Raw genomic sequence first — 17,386 nt, forward strand, 5'->3', positions numbered from 1 at the left:
TAATGAAGACATAGGTTATAAAAACCTGTATTGAAGACATGTTTTTACCCCTCTCGCATGCAAACATGTGGTAACTCACTTCTAAGAAGTTCCCTTTGCTTTTGATTCGTTCTTCCCGTTGTTAAAAATCGGAGATGTTTCAGACTCTTCAAGTAGTTAACTGTTGATGCGTAGTTAAAAATATTCGTATCGACAAAATCCAAAAAACGAAGCTCACTAGAGGACTGGATAAAATCCAATTCTGGTAAATTTTTATTTGCTGTAAATGAAAGATAGAGCAACTGATTTAAATCCCTTATAAAATCAAAGTCCGGCAACTTTACACCATAATCAACGTGCAGATAACGCATGCCTTTATGAAAAGAAATGTTCTCTATCGTTTCCAAATTTGTCATAGAAGAAAGCCCTAAAGCTTTTACACAATCGTTCTGGGGCAAGATGATCTTTCTTACTCTTCTAGCACCAACTAATAAAATTTTTTCTACTTGTTCGTATGTTGAGAAGTCTAGCACATCAGATTTACTTCCCATCAAGTAAATCACTCTCGTATTGCTAGGTAATGAAAGCTGATTAAAATCCACATCCTTCAGCATATCCTCTGGGTTTTCAACAATGTACTTTTGTCTTAATAAGCGATTGATATCGATGAATTCTTTATAAGTCAATGTTTCGTCTAATAATGGTGCAATGTCTTCAATAGAATGTAGAGGATCCATTGCCATTAGATTCTCTCTTTCGGAAAATCCTTTTTTAATGATCTCTAAATATTTATCTAAACTGGTCATCATTCACCTCTTTTCATGAATATCATGCTTCGTTTTCTTTGTTCAACCTATCTATTTTTACAATGACACTTTTACAAGAAGAATAAGCCATTGCTTGTCTCAAAAACTAAAATCATGAATCTCAAGAGTATTCTTTTCTATATAAACTTTATCCTGCTTGCTCAATCTCGATCAAAGATAACCTTGACTCTAGCTCTACCCGAAGCGTCTAGATATTGCTCCAGTTTCGTAATCGACTCCTCCGAATCAGATAATTGAACAAGCAAATCCCCATTGATAGTCATGACATCCTTTGTCGGTAAAAGCATGAGATTCTCAACGCTTGGATCATTCACAATCATTAAGGAAGGGGAATAAATACAGCTTGTGGAGAGGTCTAGATTTCCAAATCGCTCCCTAGCAGACACAAAAATAGATTCCATCCCACCTTGGGCTTTCAGAATAAATTCCCTCTCGAAAAATGCTTCAAAACTGTCGTAGATCTCGATGACATCCATAGTAATCCCATCTAAATAATAAACTTGATGACTTTGAATGTTCCCATCCTTCAATCTATAAGCGAATTGATCTCCAATAGCAGACATTCCAAAAAAATAGTAGTCTGATGCATAATCTCTCCAGACATCTTTCCATAGCTCATCCGAATTCCAAGAGTCCAGCGTGATGGCTTGAGCAGAATCTGTACTAAACAAACGATAATAGCCACCATAAAATTCCAAGCCGTTGGTTATGGAGAGCAAATCCAGGTGAGCTTGCGGAAACTGTTTGGCTTTGAGTTTTTCTAGTTCAAGAGCTGAGACCCCACTTTCTTGTATGACCAGATCCTCACAACATTTTAAAAAATTCTTCATTTCTATTTGCTTCTCATCTCTCTCTATTTGGCTTTAACCCAGCATAAATGCTATAAAATCATTTCGATAGGCTTCAGGAAGTTGCTCCTCGATAATAGCCATAATTCCCTCCAAGAATCCCTCTTTGTAGTCCAATAAATCCTCATCAATGTAGATGTCATTCTCAAACTTGGTGATTTCTAGCTTTTTCATCTGACTATAGGTAGACAAGAAAGTAGATAAAGAGGGGCTTAAGCTATAGAGCTTAGAATTTCCAGGAATCTTGCCAAATACAGGACTAAGCTCGCTAGTTAGATCACAAAAGATTGGCTCATCGCCCATCATGTGGGCAAAAATCACATAACTCTCTTTCCAGCTAGGATCCTGCCATCCTTCTGATGCAGCTTCACATAGAGGGAGAGGAATTAGAGCAAGATCATAGGGAGCTCCTCTAAAATAAGCTTCTTCCTTAAAGCTCAAATGTTGGTAGAACTCTTTCAATTGACCAGACAAATCTGGCTTTTCGACATGGAGACAGTCACTAGTAAATACAAGCTCTCCTAAGCCCTTGTTTCTATGATAGACTTCTACGAATTCCTTCAACAAATTGAACATCATTATTGGACTCCTCTCACATTTTTGAGATTATATTTGGCTATTTACAACTGACGATTACGTATCATTCTGACCGCTAGCGACAGCCTGAGCCCAAATTCGTTCAAATTCCTCTTGACTAATCCTGATGGAGTCTGATAGATCCAACTCATCTTTTCGACCATCATAGAGTAGAAACCCTACTTCTGGAACATAATCCTGTAGACAAGAAGAAGCATAAGAGTGCCCATTCAAAACGTTAATTTGTCGACTTGCACGCTGACCAGTAAACTCTGTATAAATAACTCCTAGGCCTGACATAAACTCACTATTGCCATAATAATAATATTCTTTTTCACACATTAGAACCACCTTTACCATTTGTCTCTCCAAGAATGGCATTCTTTCCTATTTGCCTCTTTCATAGACTAATTCAATGTTAAGCTTTCACATTATAGAATCTACGGGTTCTTAGATTTATTCTCCAAGACTCTCACTTCTACTTTATCCTCCGCTAAATGGAGATCCAGTACTTTTTCCTGGTCTTGAAAGAAAAGTGTCAGGTCTCTGGTAGAAAATTCAGTAGAATAAGAGGGCAAAAACTCAACCAAAGACTCCATTTGAAACAAGACGTAAACTGGTAAAAACTCCCAAAAAACTAGGATAAACCGACTGCTATTGCCAACAAGACTTTGAATTGACCTACTTAGATCTTTAGTAGTAAGATTGGCAGGAAACTCATAGAGACAAGGAATTGGAGAGTCTATAGGATTCAACTCCCCAGCATACCAATCAATTTCTTTAGGTTTATCGGTCAGAAAATGGACATCCTTTATCCCCTTCAAATTCTTGATTCGTCTTTCAACTTTTAATAAGGATAATTTCTTTTTTAACTCACTCATTGTTCTTGCTCCATCATTCTAAAACAGAAATTCTGCTCACAACCTCATTCTGTTTATCCAACAGATAAAGGAAGTTACCTTTCACTTCCAGTCTAGCAAGCTTAGCCCCATAGTCCATCTCGTGAGCAGGGCAGGATTGAATCAACTGACGGATGCTCTTATCATTATGCTCTATCTTCCAAAACAAATCCACCTTATCAAGCTGATGCTCCACTTGAATGGAATAGGTTGTGAATTGGATCTTCTTCCTTTTCCACTCCCAGCTATTTTCATAATCGTTTTTCTCTATTTCATTGACTACATCCTCTATCAAGGAGCAAGGAATGGAGAGCTCCTGAAACACGCGCTTTACCCCTTTTACCAAGGCCTCTATGAGCAGCTTTTTCTGTTCCAATGGACTCAAGGTTTTATAGCTAGAAAAATCAAATAAGACCTGAACAGTATAGACACCAAGTAGGTTCATGATAGATGGATTGCTAATCGTATCTACACATTCTACGATGATTTTCCAACAATCCTTGGTCACAACTGGTTTGAAGAGGCGCTCTACCATAGAGGTCATACATTTGGATTCATATACGAACGCTCTTCGCAGGTCTTTCCAATTCTGTCGATAGTCCTTAATTCTAGCTTCCTCGTAAGTTAGCGCAGCGGAGTCCATCAGCTCCTCAACCCTCTGTTGATTTTCCACATAGGGCTTATCTAATTCAAAATACTGTAACTTCATATTCGTGGTCTCGTAGTTTTTTCTTGTAGAAAGGTTTAGCCTTAGGTCAAGGTCTAATGTTTGTGCTCTTCCTTCACTTTTTCCCATAGTCGTGGTCTCCCTCCTAGCAATGGAAGATTTTTTGATCATCCAGAATCTCTGCAAATAAGCTAGGAATACATCTTTAAGTATCAATCTTCACTGGCCCAATCTCAGCAATTCTAACAAGGTCAGAAGATCCTGATAACATCACATCATTTTGGTTTATAAAATTGAATTCAACCTTATTCTCTAAAAAAAGCAGTTCCAGTTGACCATTCACCTTATGAATCCCCTTAGAATAAAAATGGATTTCATCTAAATTAAAAAACTCTAAATTAATTTTTATGGCATTAAATGCACTTTTCTGCCACTTTTCAGGGAAATTAGTTGGCAAATCAAATAAATAAAAGACAAGATCTAATTTGTAATCGTAACATAACACAGTATCAAGAAATACATTCTTCAATTCCAAATCACCATCAAATAGATGAATAATCTTTTCCCTGCCCACTGCTTTTTCAAACCATTTCACAAGATGAACTCCTTTTTTAAAAATGAATAAAAGTCTTGTTTTTAAGAGTTATTGTTTCGCTCTTTAAGGAGATTTTAGAATAGACTGACCCTCCTGCCGTCCTTTCCTTTTGTAACGTCATTGATTATATCCTTGACGATAGATATATCGAACTGACGGGAAAAGTCTACAATTTTCTGGCGATTCTGTTCTGGATATAAATAAGATGCAGCTAAAATAAATAAAAATGGATTTATGACTTGACCAATATGCTCAAGATATTTAGGCTGAGTTACATAAGACATAATTTTGTTAAAATCATCATCTTTCAGCACAATCTTTCTCTGATATATCGCTGCACAGGCACCTGCAGCTTGAGATGAGTTATTCGATTCTAAGGACTCATAAACAAAAGACAAGTTCTCTGTTTCTGAATTTTCTAGATAAGCAATCGCTACTGCTAGAGAGCGGTAGGTTACGGGTGTTGGAATATCTCTCAGCAGCAACGATTTGAGATAGGGGACTTCTTCTGTACAATCCGTTGCGGCTATGGCGTAGAGTAAGTACATTTGTGATTCCCATGATTTAGGTTTTTCCATCTCGCCTTCCAAGGCTTGATGCAAAAATGGTCCATATCCTTTTAGTTTACCCTTTAAAATTTTTTTCGCAGCTTTTTTTATCAAGGGCGTACGTCCTGAAGTTAACTCATCTACATAGTCCATCTCAAACTCCTTTATTTCATCTGCTTGTCCAGTTCTTCTTCCAATATTCTGTTATAAACTATAGTTCCGACACAGGCTTCCCAGTCTAGATCCTCAACTTCTTCCCTAGAAAAAATCTTAGGTTCCCGCCTACCATCTAGCCAGACCTTCCCAAATTGAGGACCATTTGGGTCTCCCCACTTAAAGGCTAAATCCTTAAAAGGGCTTGGATCAAAATCCGCTTGGTGACCAATTATCTGCCAAGACCATACTGGACTTCTGTCAAACAAGGTGTAGGAATCTATAATGATGGGCTTACCTATAAATTGAGCACGACTTAGCTCCTCAACTGTTATAGTAGGACTTGCTTGAAAGATATCGAAAAATTGAATGACATAACCAACATTCACTTTTCCAAGGATTTGACCAAATACAAACATTTCCTCCGAAAATTGATAGCAAAAAATATCACCAATTTTAATAAATCGAAGTTTTGTTCTTGGCTTTTCATTCCACTCACGAATTTTTATCTGGGGCAATTTTTTCTCCATAATGAATTTAATTCTATTCCTACTGCTCTTTATTTAAGATATGAAAGAGATCATCTCTTAGAACGATTCCATCGTCTTCTATCAAATAGGCCATGTGTTCCCAGAAGGGCAATTCTTGTTCAAGGGGAGCTTCTAAGGCAAGTACTTGGTTCTTCAAATTTGCTGCAATCTCTTCGACTTCATCTTGCTCAATCTCATAAAACTTTGCTTTCAAAAGAAAGATACTTGATAGAAAGAGCGAATAAGAGGAAACAAAAGTATGTAAGGAAGAATTGACATAAATCCTCGCTTCTTGAAAAACTTCCTTTCCTTCTCGATTGCAAAGTAAGAAGACTTGTTCCTCTTCTCCAATTACAAAAGCTCCTAAAAAACACTGGCCAACAAGCCTATAGCTCTCCTGATTTTTCCTTAGTTCGACTAGTTCGTCACCTGCTTTGACAAAAGAAAATCCCATTTTGGAATAATCCTCTAAATAAGCCAAAAGGTTGAAACGGACCTCATCCAGACGAAATGGTTTCTCCTTTGTAGGCACCACACAAAAACCAAGCTCCTTCACGAATTCATCGATATTGACTGCCATTTCTCTATCCTTTCTTCTGCTGACTATCTCTAATGCTATTCACATAAGAGCTAGTCAATCGCCCAGTCCAGTTCCAAACACTTCGACACATCCTCAAAATAATCATCCCAGGCCCATTTGTAATCTTTGCGACTCATCAAATAATCCACATACTCTTCATTCATCCAACTCTCTGTATGGATAGAAAGAGCTCGCCTTTTTCTATCATCTTGGATCGTCGCTATTTTTTCCTGAGCCTTCTTTGATCGTTCACTCAAGTTTTTTATATAAAGAATATCTGGATCCTCTGGACGAATCGTCTCCGTCAAATCACAACTTGTAAACTCGACAAAACTGAGCTGAGCCTCTGATAGATCTGCATACAATTTTTCTACTTTCTTAGTTTTCGACCCAAAGGTACATTCAGACAATTTTCCAATAATTTTATTATTCTGAAAAGCTGGCAGGGAGAAGAAAATGTCGTGCATCCTACACTTTTTAAAGAGACAATCCCTCATCTCACTGACATTCTCCAAAAGAGGACGCTTCATCTGACAAGAAAGGAAGGTAGACGATATAATGTGACTATCATAAAATAAAGTTCCATTTAAATTGCATCGTTTAAAAGTACAGTTTCGAATAACTGTATGATTTTTAAAGCTGATTTCCCTCAAATCACAGTTTTCAAAGAAGACATTCTCAAAGATACAGTTTTCAAACACGACTCGTGAACTCTCTAGTATTCTGATGCTTATATCCTTAAAGTGCTGATTACTGATAAAACGAATCCTTCTCGCTTCCTCTATAAGATTTTCAACCGATAGCTTCTCACCACTGTTTAGGATGATCTGGCCATCCTTTATGATAATCCCATCTTTCTCAACCATATCCTGCTCCATCTTTTAATTGTTCTATTTAATCGACTGTCTCTATTTTAACTCCTAAACTTTGGAGGGGGGTAAGTTAATCCAGCTCCGCTCTACTAAACAAGTCTTTCATAGTGTCGATATCATCACAAAACTCTTTCAATCCAAGAGCAAATCTAGCTAAGGCGTCTACATTGGAAGAATAGGCACAAAACATACTTCCTTCCGGATCAAAGTCGATCGCTTCGCTTAATTCAGGAATTTTTTCCTCCAAAAATACCAAAGCCAGAGATGCCCAATCGTAGCCATTCCCTTCGACCCCTTCGTCTTCTCGAGTGTCAAACACTTCCTGTCTGTATTCTCCATCAGGGTAATAAATGAGCGACCCACGAACATTTTGAGGATTCTCATCATATACAAGCAAGTTAAAAGGGGCAATTTTTTCATTTATGTTTTCGTAATCTATCATTTCTTAACTCCTTATGGAACGTGTTTATTGGTAGCAGGACTTCATAAATCTAGTAGAGCTACTCAGCATAAAAGGGCATAAAGTTATCGTGCTGATTATAATAATTCAAAGCATCAACCAAGTCTTGGAGACTTGCATTTGGCTTTTCTTCAAGCGCTACGTTGAGAACATCAATCAACTGTTCTCCATAGTAGACTAGCTGAAGGTTTTGTTCCGCCACTTCTGTCGGGTAGACATCACGATCTTCCACAACATCTGGATAATCTGATACCCAATATAGGCTATTAAGTCTCAGTTCTCCATACTCCTTAGAATAGAGGCAAAAATCATCTGATGATAACTTGTCCACACGCATCTGCTCGATTATCTGCTCTAGTGAAAGTTCTTGGTATTTCAGCATCCCTTCTCCTTTTTAGTCTCACTCTTCAACAAAAGAATTCAAAAAATCCTCAAAAGATGGCCATTGACCATACAAATCAGCTTTTTCTTCTAAAACATAGAAATACACCTTGCCATAATCCTCTTCCCTTAGAGAAAGAGCATAGTTGCCCAATCCAGGATCATAGGCAAAATGGAGAAGATCTGCGGCCTTAAATCCCTCAGGCACAGCCTCATCGTCAAACCAGGAAAGAGACTTCTTCATCTCATCAAGTGAATCAAAGGAATTAAAAGGAAAGAGATGATGTTCATCGTGGACTCCCCTTACTTGGGGTTGACCACCGTTGTGCTTGAGATAAAAGTCCAACATAGTTTTTGGCAATTCCTTCCCAAGAATCTCCTCAAATTGTAAAAAATCTTCTTTTGAAATCGGTGAATCTTCATCAAGCATCCTAAACATGATTAATTTCTTCCTTTTTTACAATTCTTCCTCTAAAATATTGTTAATAAAGTCATAGACGTTTGCAGCTACTTTTTGCATTTCTAAGGAACCTAAAGCACCTAAGTCATTTTCATAAATGCAATCATCTGCATTTTTCTTGATAAAATAAGCCAAATCTCCCTCTTGACCAATCAAAAAGAAGTCTGGTTCATCTACTTCTATCTGATAGGTCTCATTACGCTCTAATAGATCCTCATTAGCATATAAACAGATACCTGAGTCACCAATCTCATAAGGATCCACTTCGTCCCATTCTGATAAAAACTGATAATAGAGATTTGGTAACACAAATCCGAACTCATTTCTTTTCATAACTTACCTCCACATATTCACTAAATACCAACTATGCTACTTCAAAGACCAGCCACCATCAATCGTCAGGATTTGTCCTTGCATGGCAGATGCGTGACCGCTAGCTAAGAATAAGCTGACTTCTGCAATTTCACTTGGATCAATCCAGCGTTTGATGGGGGTTTCACTAGCTACCCAGTCTGCTAATCCACCGGGTTCAAAGTCCGCAGCAGTCATGCCCGTCTTGACAGCACCTGGAGCGATCCCAAAGACCTGAATTCCAGCTTCAGCATAGTCTAGAGCCAACTGCTTGGTAAATCCAGCTAAGGCGTGTTTAGAAGAGGTATAGGCATGCCCACCACCGCCTGCTAGACTTGAAGCAATGGAACACATATTGATAATGATTCCTTTTTTATTCTCCAGCATTTGCGTTAAATAATGGCGGGTTAACTCCACAGGTGTCACATAGTTGATTTCAAAAATTTCTTGGATTTCCTGAGCAGATTGTTCTAGTAAAGGTTTGTAGTCATCCAAAACCCCAGCTGTATTACAGAGGACATCCACCTGAGGACACCAATCAAAAATGGGTTTCAAGTCAAGCGTTAAATCACGTTGTAGAAAGTGAAAGTCACCCTGTAAATAAGGATTTTCACCCTGATCCACTCCAAAAACCTGATAACCTTTTTCTAAAAAGAGTCGAGCTTGAGCCAGACCAATCCCAGAGCTAACCCCTGTAATCAGTACACGTTTAGTCATGGACTTCCACCCAGTCTGTCGCTAAGACATCACAAGGAGTTGGACTCCACATAGAAAAGCCTTCCCCTTCACCAGATACGTTGATGAGGAAATAGGGTGTCACTTCAAGGGCGACGCCATTTTGTTCGATGGTATCAAAGAGCTGGACATAGTTCTCAGCTCCACCCCATCCAGTACGTACATATTTCTTTTTTGCCTTTAGTCCAGGCAGGATTTCTTCGAATGTCATGTTTTTCTCCTTTGTTATCTATAAATCTTAATTTCATTATAACAAAAAACCGTTTTCCAACGGCTTTTTGACTGTGTTTTTTCTATTTTGAAAGAATTATCAAATCCATTACCACTGCAATCCGGCTTCTCTAATTTCTTTTTTGGAAGCAAACTTACCATTTGGTCGGTGCCATCTTCCATTTCTATCTCTAAAATAACCTCCAGTATTAGTATCTCGTGGACTTCCTTCAACTTCTTCTGTGGTTTCCTCTGCTTCTCGTCTAGCTTTTTCTTTAGCTTCTTGCTGTGCTTTTTCTTCCGCAGCCTTCTGTTCAGCTTCTTTTTTCGCTTTTTCTTCAGCTTCTTTTTCTTCAGCCTCTTTCTTAGCTTTTTCCTCAGCTGCCTTTTGCTCAGCGGCGCGTTCCTCAGCTGATTTGACTGTGTTCTTTGCAGTACCGTCAGCATAATTTATCTCTGCATTTGCTGAAACATTCTCTAAAGTCACATGGGTCACGGAATACTTATCAAGTTTTTCCTTACTACTACCTAGTTTAATTTCAAGTAAATTTCCATCCGAATCAATCCCTACGTACTGGAGGACAATCTGTCTCGGAATCAATTCATCATCCTTATAAACCGCTGTTACCTTATAGTCAAGATAATAATTAGGATGATTTGCAAGCCATGAATCGAGTCCATTTTCATAATAGAGCATGCTACTTTGATTTTTATCATCCGTTCCTGTAAAGGCGCCAGTATTTAACCATGCTGTCATAGGAACTAGATTGCGACCTTCATCATTGAGTCCACTAAATTGATAACCAACTAAATGCCCACGATTCATCAACCAGGCTTCCTTTGTACCATCACCAAAGTAAAATTTATAGTTATGCCATCCAACTGGATCAAACTTTAATTTCGCTTCTCGCTTATCTTTGGGTTCATCACTATCTTTCAGCTGAATATGAGCATAAGTTGCACGAGATTTAGAATCAAGTTCCCCGAGTTCTAGCTGCTTTTCGTTCTTAAAAGTAAGTAGACCAGCTTCTTTGTATAGCTTTTTATTATCCTGCGTAGTCTGTTCAGTCGTAACAGGCTCAGTCACTCTCACCTCATCTTTATGCTTCGAGCAACCAACAGATGTCAAAAGTGAAAGTAGAACAACAGAAGTCAAAACTATTTTTTTCATTTCAAATGCTCCTTATTATATTGTTATTTTATTCTATCATTAATAATTTGCATTTTCAAACAATTATATAAATTCTTAAATAAATATAAAAAGAGCGAGGTATCACCTCGCTCTTAATAAAACATTTCTTTAGTTTCTATGGCAAATCATTCCCTGCTGCTAGGTAAATTTCATACCATTCTTTTCGAGTCAGGTTGACATGACTTGCTTGGCTTGCTTCTATCAAATGTTTAGGGTTAGTTGTTCCTACTACTGCCTGCATCTTAGCTGGGTATCGTAACACCCAAGCGATAGCAATAGCTGATGGGCTTACACCGTATTTTAAGGCTAGTCGATTTAGGACTTGGTTTAGTTGTTGGAACTTCTCATTGCCGACAAAATTCCCTTTGAAATATCCAAACTGCAAGACTGACCAGGCCTGAATAACCATGTCGTTTAATTTGCAGTATTCAAAGACGCTACCATCACGCAAAGCTGCCTTGTCACCTTCCATATTGACATGGAAACCTGATTCAAATCCTGGCATGAAAGCTGCGCTTAGTTGTAATTGATTGATAGATAAAGGTTGTTTGACCTCTTTCTTCAGCAATTCCATCATCATAGGATTTTGATTGGACACACCGAAGTCTCGAACTTTACCTGATTTGTGTAGAATATCAAAGGCTTGAGCCACTTGGTCAGCTTCCATTAAGGCATCTGGGCGATGGAGAAGCAAGCTATCTAGATAATCAACCTGCAATCTTTGTAGAATCCCATCAACTGATTCTAAAATATAATCTTTTGAAAAATCAAAATAGGTAAATTCTTCTATGCGAATGCCACACTTGGACTGGATCCACATCTTTTCACGAAGGTCAGGACGATGCTTTAACACTTGACCTAGTAATTCTTCGCAACGTCCACCACCATAGATATCTGCCAAGTCAAAGGCATTGATTCCTACAGATAGGGCTATTTCAACCAACTCCTCAACGTCTTTAACCGACTTGTCACTGATTCGCATCATGCCGAGAACGATTTCGGACAATTCTCTTTTCTCTTGACCAAATGGAATGTATTTCATGGCAATTTCCTCCGTTTTCATTCATTATAAAATAGAATGACACTTTTATCAACTGATGCCTAACATAAGAAAAGAACCAGTTCAAACTGGTTCTTTTTAATCTTAACCAATCACACTTCCATTTGGTACAGCTGGATCAACTGTTAGAAGGGTTAATTTGCCATCATGTTCAGCTGAGAGGATCATCCCTTGGCTGACATATTTTTTCATCATTTTACGTGGTTTAAGGTTGGCAACGATTTGTACTTTCTTGCCGACCAATTCTTGTTCGTTTGGATAATATTTTGCAATACCAGAAAGGATTTGACGATCTTCACCATCTCCAGCATCCAAGCGGAATTGAAGCAACTTATCAGAACCTTCCACTTTAGACACTTCCTTAACTTCAGCGACACGGATTTCAACCTTATCGAAGTCTTCAAACTTGATTTCTTCCTTGTTTAGTTTGAGTTCGACTTCATCTGGATTCCATTCTTTTTCGACGGCTGGCTTGTCGCCTTCCATTTGTTCCTTGATATAAGCGATTTCTTCTTCCATATCGAGACGTGGGAAGATTGGAGTTCCTTTGGCAACTACTGTTACACCTGCAGGAAAATCAGCCAAGCTCAAGTTCTCAAGGCTAGAAACTTCTGCTAGACCAAGTTGTGTCAAGACTGCACGACTGGTTTCCATCATAAATGGCTTAATCAAGTGAGCTACGACACGAAGGCTAGCTGCCAAGTGGCTCATCACACTTGCCAATTGGTCACGGTGCGCTTCGTCCTTAGCCAGTACCCATGGAGCTGTCTCATCGATGTATTTATTGGTACGTGAGATAAGAGTCCAGACTGCTTCAAGTGCACGTGGATAGTCAACTGCTTCCATGTAGGTATTGTAGTCAGCGATTGATTGTTCTGCCACTTGAGCAAGTTCATTGTCAAAGTCTGTTACACCTTCTACATAGGCAGGGATTTGACCATCAAAGTACTTGTTAATCATTGAAACCGTACGGTTGAGGAGGTTTCCGAGGTCATTCGCTAATTCATAGTTGATACGGCCTACATAGTCCTCTGGAGTGAAGGTTCCGTCTGAACCAACTGGAAGGCTACGCATGAGGTAGTAACGAAGTGGATCGAGGCCATAGCGCTCTACCAACATTTCAGGGTAAACGACATTCCCTTTAGACTTGGACATCTTGCCATCTTTCATGACAAACCAACCATGGGCAATCAAGCGGTCAGGTAATTTAACATTCAACATCATAAGAAGGATTGGCCAGTAAATCGAGTGGAAACGAAGGATGTCTTTTCCAACCATATGGAAGACTGTTCCATTCCAGAACTTGTCAAAGTTGCCATGTTCATCCTGACCATAACCAAGAGCAGTCGCATAGTTAAGAAGGGCATCGATCCATACATAGACAACGTGTTTCGGATTTGATGGGACAGGTACACCCCAGGTAAAGGTTGTACGAGAAACGGCTAAGTCTTCCAAACCTGGCTCAATAAAGTTACGCAACATTTCATTAAGGCGACCATCTGGAGTGATGAAGTCAGGATGTGATTTGAAAAATTCGACCAAGCGGTCTTGGTATTTGCTGAGGCGAAGGAAGTAAGATTCTTCTGAAACCCATTCAACCTCGTGACCTGATGGAGCGATACCACCTGTCACATTTCCAGCTTCATCACGGAAAACTTCTGCAAGCTGGCTTTCTGTAAAGAATTCTTCATCTGATACTGAATACCAACCAGAGTATTCACCTAGGTAGATGTCATCTTGAGCAAGCAAGCGTTCAAAAACTTGTGCTACTACTTTTTCATGGTAATCATCTGTGGTACGGATAAATTTATCATATGAGATATCGAGTAATTTCCAGAGTTCTTTGACTCCAACCGCCATACCGTCGACATAAGCTTGAGGTGTGATGCCAGCTTCTTCTGCTTTTTGTTGAATCTTTTGACCATGCTCATCAAGACCAGTCAGATAAAAGACATCGTAGCCCATCAGGCGTTTGTAACGTGCTAGGACATCACATGCGATAGTTGTGTAGGCAGAACCGATATGAAGTTTACCAGATGGATAGTAAATCGGTGTTGTAATATAAAAATTCTTTTCAGACATAATATTTCCTTTCCAGGCTAATGAAACCTGTTTTTCTAACACTTCATTATACCACATTTTTAGTGATTTTCGATAGAGAAATCCATACAAAAACAAGACAGACAAATGTCTATCTCGTTTTTTATCTTTTAAATTATTCATAGCGAAGAGCTTCGATTGGATCGAGCTTAGAAGCTTTGTTGGCTGGTAAAACACCGAATATCATACCGATACCTGCTGAGACCGCTAAACTAAAGAGAGCTATTGGGATGGATACTCCAACTTCAATTCCTGCAATCAAGTTTTGAAGAAGAACCCCTGCAAGCATGGTCATTCCTGCAGCAAGTACAAGACCAATGAAACCACCTAATAAGGTTAAAATCATGGATTCAATCAAGAACTGAACTAGGATATTACCCCGAGTTGCTCCTAGTGCTTTCCGTAAACCAATCTCACGGGTACGCTCTGTCACAGAAACAAGCATAATGTTCATAACACCAGTACCACCAACAAAGAGGGAAATTCCTGCAATAGCACTAATAATCGTTGTTATGAAGCCGAACATTTGTTGCACTTCGTTGAAGGCTTCCGTTGCATCTGCTATCTGATACTCCCCTTGTTGGAGACCTGCAATCTCCGTCATTCTTCTTGCCAATTCTGGACCTAAAGTCTGAGTCAGGCTCGTATCGTTAACACGGAAGACAATATTTGAAATCTCGTCTGTGTTAAAATTAGCTGCCAAGGAAATATTGGTCGTAATTGGTAGTCCTCCGACTCCAAAGGCTTTTACAGCCTTGGCTTCTTTACTTGCATAAACACCAATAACACGGTAACTGATTTCATTTACTTCAACAATCTGATTGAGTGCTTCCTGTGCAGAACCAAAAAGGCTATTAGCAAGGCCTTCATCTAAAATGATCACGTTTGCAAAATCCTTATAATCTTGTGCTCTAAGACTTCGACCTGCAATGACTTCATTTTCGACCGCATCCATATAAGTGACATTCCCACCCGTCATGTTAGCGTGTTCCACCTTTTTATCCTTATAGGTCAAGGTCACATTGGCTGAGTTGGTCACATAGTAACTATCCACTCCCTTGAGCTTAGCAGCTTCCTTAACCCAGGATTCTTGAGGTTTTGGTGGTTCAACAATAACATCTTCCTCTTTACCAGACAGAGTTAGAGCAGATTGCTTCTGGGTAAAGGAACCGTCCTTACTCTTTGTAGGTGAGAAAAAGACATGAATGTCTTTCTGAGACTTGGTCATGTTTTTATTGACCTGACGAGACATGGAATCTCCCAAAGCCATGATAACTACAACAGAGGAAACACCGATAATAATTCCAATCATGGTCAAGAAAGAACGCATCTTGTGTGCCATAATGGATGAAAAGGCAAATTTAAGATTCTGCATCTTAGTTTTCCTCCTTTTCTACTTGGACACTATCAGACGAAATGATACCGTCACGAATGACAATTTGTCTTTTGGCGTAGGCAGCAATTTCAGGCTCATGCGTTACCATAATGATGGTTTTTCCTTCTTTGTTTAATTCAACTAAGAGTTGCATGATTTGATTTCCAGTTTTAGTATCAAGAGCTCCAGTTGGTTCATCTGCCAAGATGATAGAAGGATTATTGACCAACGCACGCGCTATGGCTACTCTCTGCTTCTGACCACCTGATAATTCCGATGGTAAGTGATGGCTTCTGTCAGTTAATTCTACTTTTTCTAGATATTCCTTAGCTAGTTTACGCCGTTTTGAAGCAGGAACCCCCGCATAAATCAAAGGCAATTCCACATTTTGCAATGCATCCATCTTTGATAAGAGAAAGAACTGTTGAAAAACAAATCCAATCTCTTGATTTCGAACTTTAGCTAACTGTTTTTCACCCAAACCAGCGACTTCTTTTTCTTCTAAGTAGTACTCACCGCTTGTAGGGGTATCCAACATTCCAATAATATTCATGAGAGTAGACTTACCAGAACCAGACGGTCCCATGATTGCTACGAATTCACCTTCATGAACTTCTAAATTAATATTCTTCAGAACCTGTAATTCTTGATCTCCATTTCGATAGCTACGGCAAATATTTTTGAGGCTAATTAGCTGTTTCATCAGTCTTCACCTCTTTTCCTTCTTCTAAGGAAGCTGTCGGATTACTGATGACTTTTGCTCCATCTGTCAAACCAGATGTGATTTCTTGGTTTTCTGCGTCCGCATTTCCCAATCCAACTTCAACTTTTTTAACTTTCTTATTCTCGTCAAGAATCCATACAAAGTTCTTTTCTTCTTCCATGACCACACTAGTAATTGGAACAATCAAGGCCTTGCTACTATTCTTAACTTCAATGCTCACAGTAAATCCTTGTTTCAAATCTCCAACTTCACTTGTAACATCAATAGTGAAAGGATATTTAGATCCTGAATTAGAACCACTTAGACTTGAATTTGATTCACTGTTGTTTTTTGGATAGTTTGAGATATAAGAAATCTTACCAGTCCATGTCTTATCAGGATAAACCTTAGTAGTAAATGTAACTTCTTGACCGACTGAAAGGTTAGCAAGATTATACTCAGATAGTTCTCCTTTAACCTGTAAATTATCATTACTTACAATATGAACCAGAACTTGACTATTTCCAGTTGGAGATTTTGAAACATTTCTGTTTACCTCAACGACCGTTCCTTCAACTGTGCTTAATACCGTCGTTGCATTCAACTGAGCTAATGCTTTTTCTTGTTGAGCTACTGCATCTGCACGAGTATCACGAGCATCACTAATTTGTGAATCAATAGAAGAAACTGATGAACCAGAAGTTTGAGCTTGGGCTCCATCTACACTACCTTCGAGTCCTGCTTGAGGAATAACTGGCGTTGCCTCTGCACTATTGCGCGCTTGGTATAATTCATTGATATGACGGTCAGCCTTAGCAATGGCACGAGTAGCAGCATCATAAGCAGCTTGCGCTTCAGAACTACTATACTTTACTAAAGCTTGCCCTTCACTAACCTGATCTCCAACCGAAACCAAGACCTCATCTAGTTCACCCTTGCTGCCATCAAAATAAACATATTGCTCATTTTGAGCAGTTACACTACCAGATAAGAGAACTGATGATGCAACTGTCCCTTCTTTTGCAATGACAATATGACTTGGTTCGTCACTAGCTACTGTCTCACCCGGTTGTCTGAACAGTAGGATAGCTCCTGCTCCTAGTACAAGGGCTGTCGCAACGCCAATAGCTGTATATAAAGGCCATTTTTTAGATTTTGACTTCTTTTTCATTTCAATACCTCTTTTATAAACATATATTAAAATTATAGCACAAGTCCTAAAAATGGACAATTGCTTTCTAAATATCCAAAAACAATCGCCAAATCTTTTATTGTTGTGTTAGTT

23 protein-coding genes are annotated in these 17,386 nt (G+C 38.9%); all 23 read right to left on the reverse strand.

Going from position 1 to position 17,386, the window contains the following annotated elements:
• Positions 1–44: 44 nt before the first annotated feature.
• Positions 45–788 carry a hypothetical protein gene (locus BQ2679_RS08650; RefSeq protein WP_244491728.1) on the reverse strand — a complete coding sequence of 248 codons (744 nt, stop codon included), beginning with the start codon at positions 786–788 and terminating at the stop codon, positions 45–47.
• 158 nt (positions 789–946) lie between these two features.
• On the reverse strand, positions 947–1,636 hold the full coding sequence (locus BQ2679_RS08655) for an SMI1/KNR4 family protein (RefSeq protein WP_244491729.1): 690 nt from the start codon (positions 1,634–1,636) through the stop codon (positions 947–949).
• 33 nt (positions 1,637–1,669) lie between these two features.
• Positions 1,670–2,233, reverse strand: coding sequence for a hypothetical protein (locus tag BQ2679_RS08660; protein WP_075567800.1), 564 nt, complete (start codon positions 2,231–2,233; stop codon positions 1,670–1,672).
• A gap of 54 nt (positions 2,234–2,287) precedes the next feature.
• Entirely contained in the window at positions 2,288–2,572 is a 285-nt protein-coding gene (locus BQ2679_RS08665) for a hypothetical protein (protein WP_075567801.1), read from the reverse strand.
• Between the two features lie 98 nt (positions 2,573–2,670).
• Positions 2,671–3,111, reverse strand: coding sequence for a hypothetical protein (locus BQ2679_RS08670; protein ID WP_075567802.1), 441 nt, complete (start codon positions 3,109–3,111; stop codon positions 2,671–2,673).
• 13 nt (positions 3,112–3,124) lie between these two features.
• Positions 3,125–3,925, reverse strand: coding sequence for a hypothetical protein (locus tag BQ2679_RS08675; RefSeq protein ID WP_244491730.1), 801 nt, complete (start codon positions 3,923–3,925; stop codon positions 3,125–3,127).
• Positions 3,926–4,001: 76 nt separating this feature from the next.
• Positions 4,002–4,391: an Imm50 family immunity protein gene (locus tag BQ2679_RS08680; protein ID WP_075567803.1), complete on the reverse strand. Its 390-nt coding sequence runs from the start codon at positions 4,389–4,391 to the stop codon at positions 4,002–4,004.
• Between the two features lie 74 nt (positions 4,392–4,465).
• On the reverse strand, positions 4,466–5,092 hold the full coding sequence (locus BQ2679_RS08685) for a hypothetical protein (RefSeq protein WP_075567804.1): 627 nt from the start codon (positions 5,090–5,092) through the stop codon (positions 4,466–4,468).
• Positions 5,093–5,103: 11 nt separating this feature from the next.
• Positions 5,104–5,610, reverse strand: a complete 507-nt coding sequence (locus BQ2679_RS08690; protein WP_142324087.1) for an Imm26 family immunity protein — start codon at positions 5,608–5,610, stop codon at positions 5,104–5,106.
• A 31-nt stretch (positions 5,611–5,641) separates the two neighbouring features.
• Positions 5,642–6,202, reverse strand: a complete 561-nt coding sequence (locus BQ2679_RS08695) for an immunity protein (RefSeq protein ID WP_075567805.1) — start codon at positions 6,200–6,202, stop codon at positions 5,642–5,644.
• 50 nt (positions 6,203–6,252) lie between these two features.
• Entirely contained in the window at positions 6,253–7,068 is an 816-nt protein-coding gene (locus BQ2679_RS08700; protein ID WP_075567806.1) for a pentapeptide repeat-containing protein, read from the reverse strand.
• 76 nt (positions 7,069–7,144) lie between these two features.
• The gene (locus tag BQ2679_RS08705) at positions 7,145–7,516 is read right to left on the reverse strand and encodes an Imm51 family immunity protein (RefSeq protein WP_075567807.1); all 372 of its coding nucleotides are present in this window, start codon (positions 7,514–7,516) and stop codon (positions 7,145–7,147) included.
• Between the two features lie 58 nt (positions 7,517–7,574).
• Positions 7,575–7,916, reverse strand: a complete 342-nt coding sequence (locus tag BQ2679_RS08710) for a DUF7716 domain-containing protein (RefSeq protein WP_075567808.1) — start codon at positions 7,914–7,916, stop codon at positions 7,575–7,577.
• A gap of 18 nt (positions 7,917–7,934) precedes the next feature.
• On the reverse strand, positions 7,935–8,354 hold the full coding sequence (locus tag BQ2679_RS08715) for an SMI1/KNR4 family protein (protein WP_075567809.1): 420 nt from the start codon (positions 8,352–8,354) through the stop codon (positions 7,935–7,937).
• 18 nt (positions 8,355–8,372) lie between these two features.
• A complete protein-coding gene (locus BQ2679_RS08720) occupies positions 8,373–8,708 on the reverse strand; it encodes a hypothetical protein (RefSeq protein ID WP_075567810.1) in 336 nt (111 codons plus the stop codon).
• Positions 8,709–8,744: 36 nt separating this feature from the next.
• Positions 8,745–9,443 (reverse strand): 3-oxoacyl-ACP reductase, encoded by a 699-nt coding sequence (locus tag BQ2679_RS08725; protein WP_075567811.1) that lies wholly within the window; start codon positions 9,441–9,443, stop codon positions 8,745–8,747.
• Positions 9,436–9,672 carry a DUF2829 domain-containing protein gene (locus BQ2679_RS08730; RefSeq protein WP_000141913.1) on the reverse strand — a complete coding sequence of 79 codons (237 nt, stop codon included), beginning with the start codon at positions 9,670–9,672 and terminating at the stop codon, positions 9,436–9,438. Before BQ2679_RS08730 ends, BQ2679_RS08725 begins: the two co-directional genes overlap by 8 nt.
• 108 nt (positions 9,673–9,780) lie before the next feature.
• A complete protein-coding gene (locus BQ2679_RS08735) occupies positions 9,781–10,842 on the reverse strand; it encodes a DNA/RNA non-specific endonuclease (RefSeq protein WP_075567812.1) in 1,062 nt (353 codons plus the stop codon).
• A gap of 136 nt (positions 10,843–10,978) precedes the next feature.
• On the reverse strand, positions 10,979–11,905 hold the full coding sequence (locus BQ2679_RS08740; protein ID WP_075567813.1) for an aldo/keto reductase: 927 nt from the start codon (positions 11,903–11,905) through the stop codon (positions 10,979–10,981).
• 102 nt (positions 11,906–12,007) lie between these two features.
• The gene (gene metG / locus BQ2679_RS08745; protein ID WP_075568083.1) at positions 12,008–14,005 is read right to left on the reverse strand and encodes a methionine--tRNA ligase; all 1,998 of its coding nucleotides are present in this window, start codon (positions 14,003–14,005) and stop codon (positions 12,008–12,010) included.
• Positions 14,006–14,138: 133 nt separating this feature from the next.
• Positions 14,139–15,398, reverse strand: a complete 1,260-nt coding sequence (locus BQ2679_RS08750) for an ABC transporter permease (protein ID WP_075567814.1) — start codon at positions 15,396–15,398, stop codon at positions 14,139–14,141.
• 1 nt (position 15,399) lies between these two features.
• Positions 15,400–16,101 carry an ABC transporter ATP-binding protein gene (locus BQ2679_RS08755; protein WP_075567815.1) on the reverse strand — a complete coding sequence of 234 codons (702 nt, stop codon included), beginning with the start codon at positions 16,099–16,101 and terminating at the stop codon, positions 15,400–15,402.
• Positions 16,085–17,272 carry an efflux RND transporter periplasmic adaptor subunit gene (locus tag BQ2679_RS08760; protein ID WP_075567816.1) on the reverse strand — a complete coding sequence of 396 codons (1,188 nt, stop codon included), beginning with the start codon at positions 17,270–17,272 and terminating at the stop codon, positions 16,085–16,087. The genes BQ2679_RS08755 and BQ2679_RS08760 overlap by 17 nt, the downstream gene beginning before the upstream one ends.
• Positions 17,273–17,386 lie beyond the last annotated feature (114 nt).

The sequence above is a fragment of the Streptococcus timonensis genome, assembly GCF_900095845.1.
Classification (GTDB): domain Bacteria; phylum Bacillota; class Bacilli; order Lactobacillales; family Streptococcaceae; genus Streptococcus; species Streptococcus timonensis.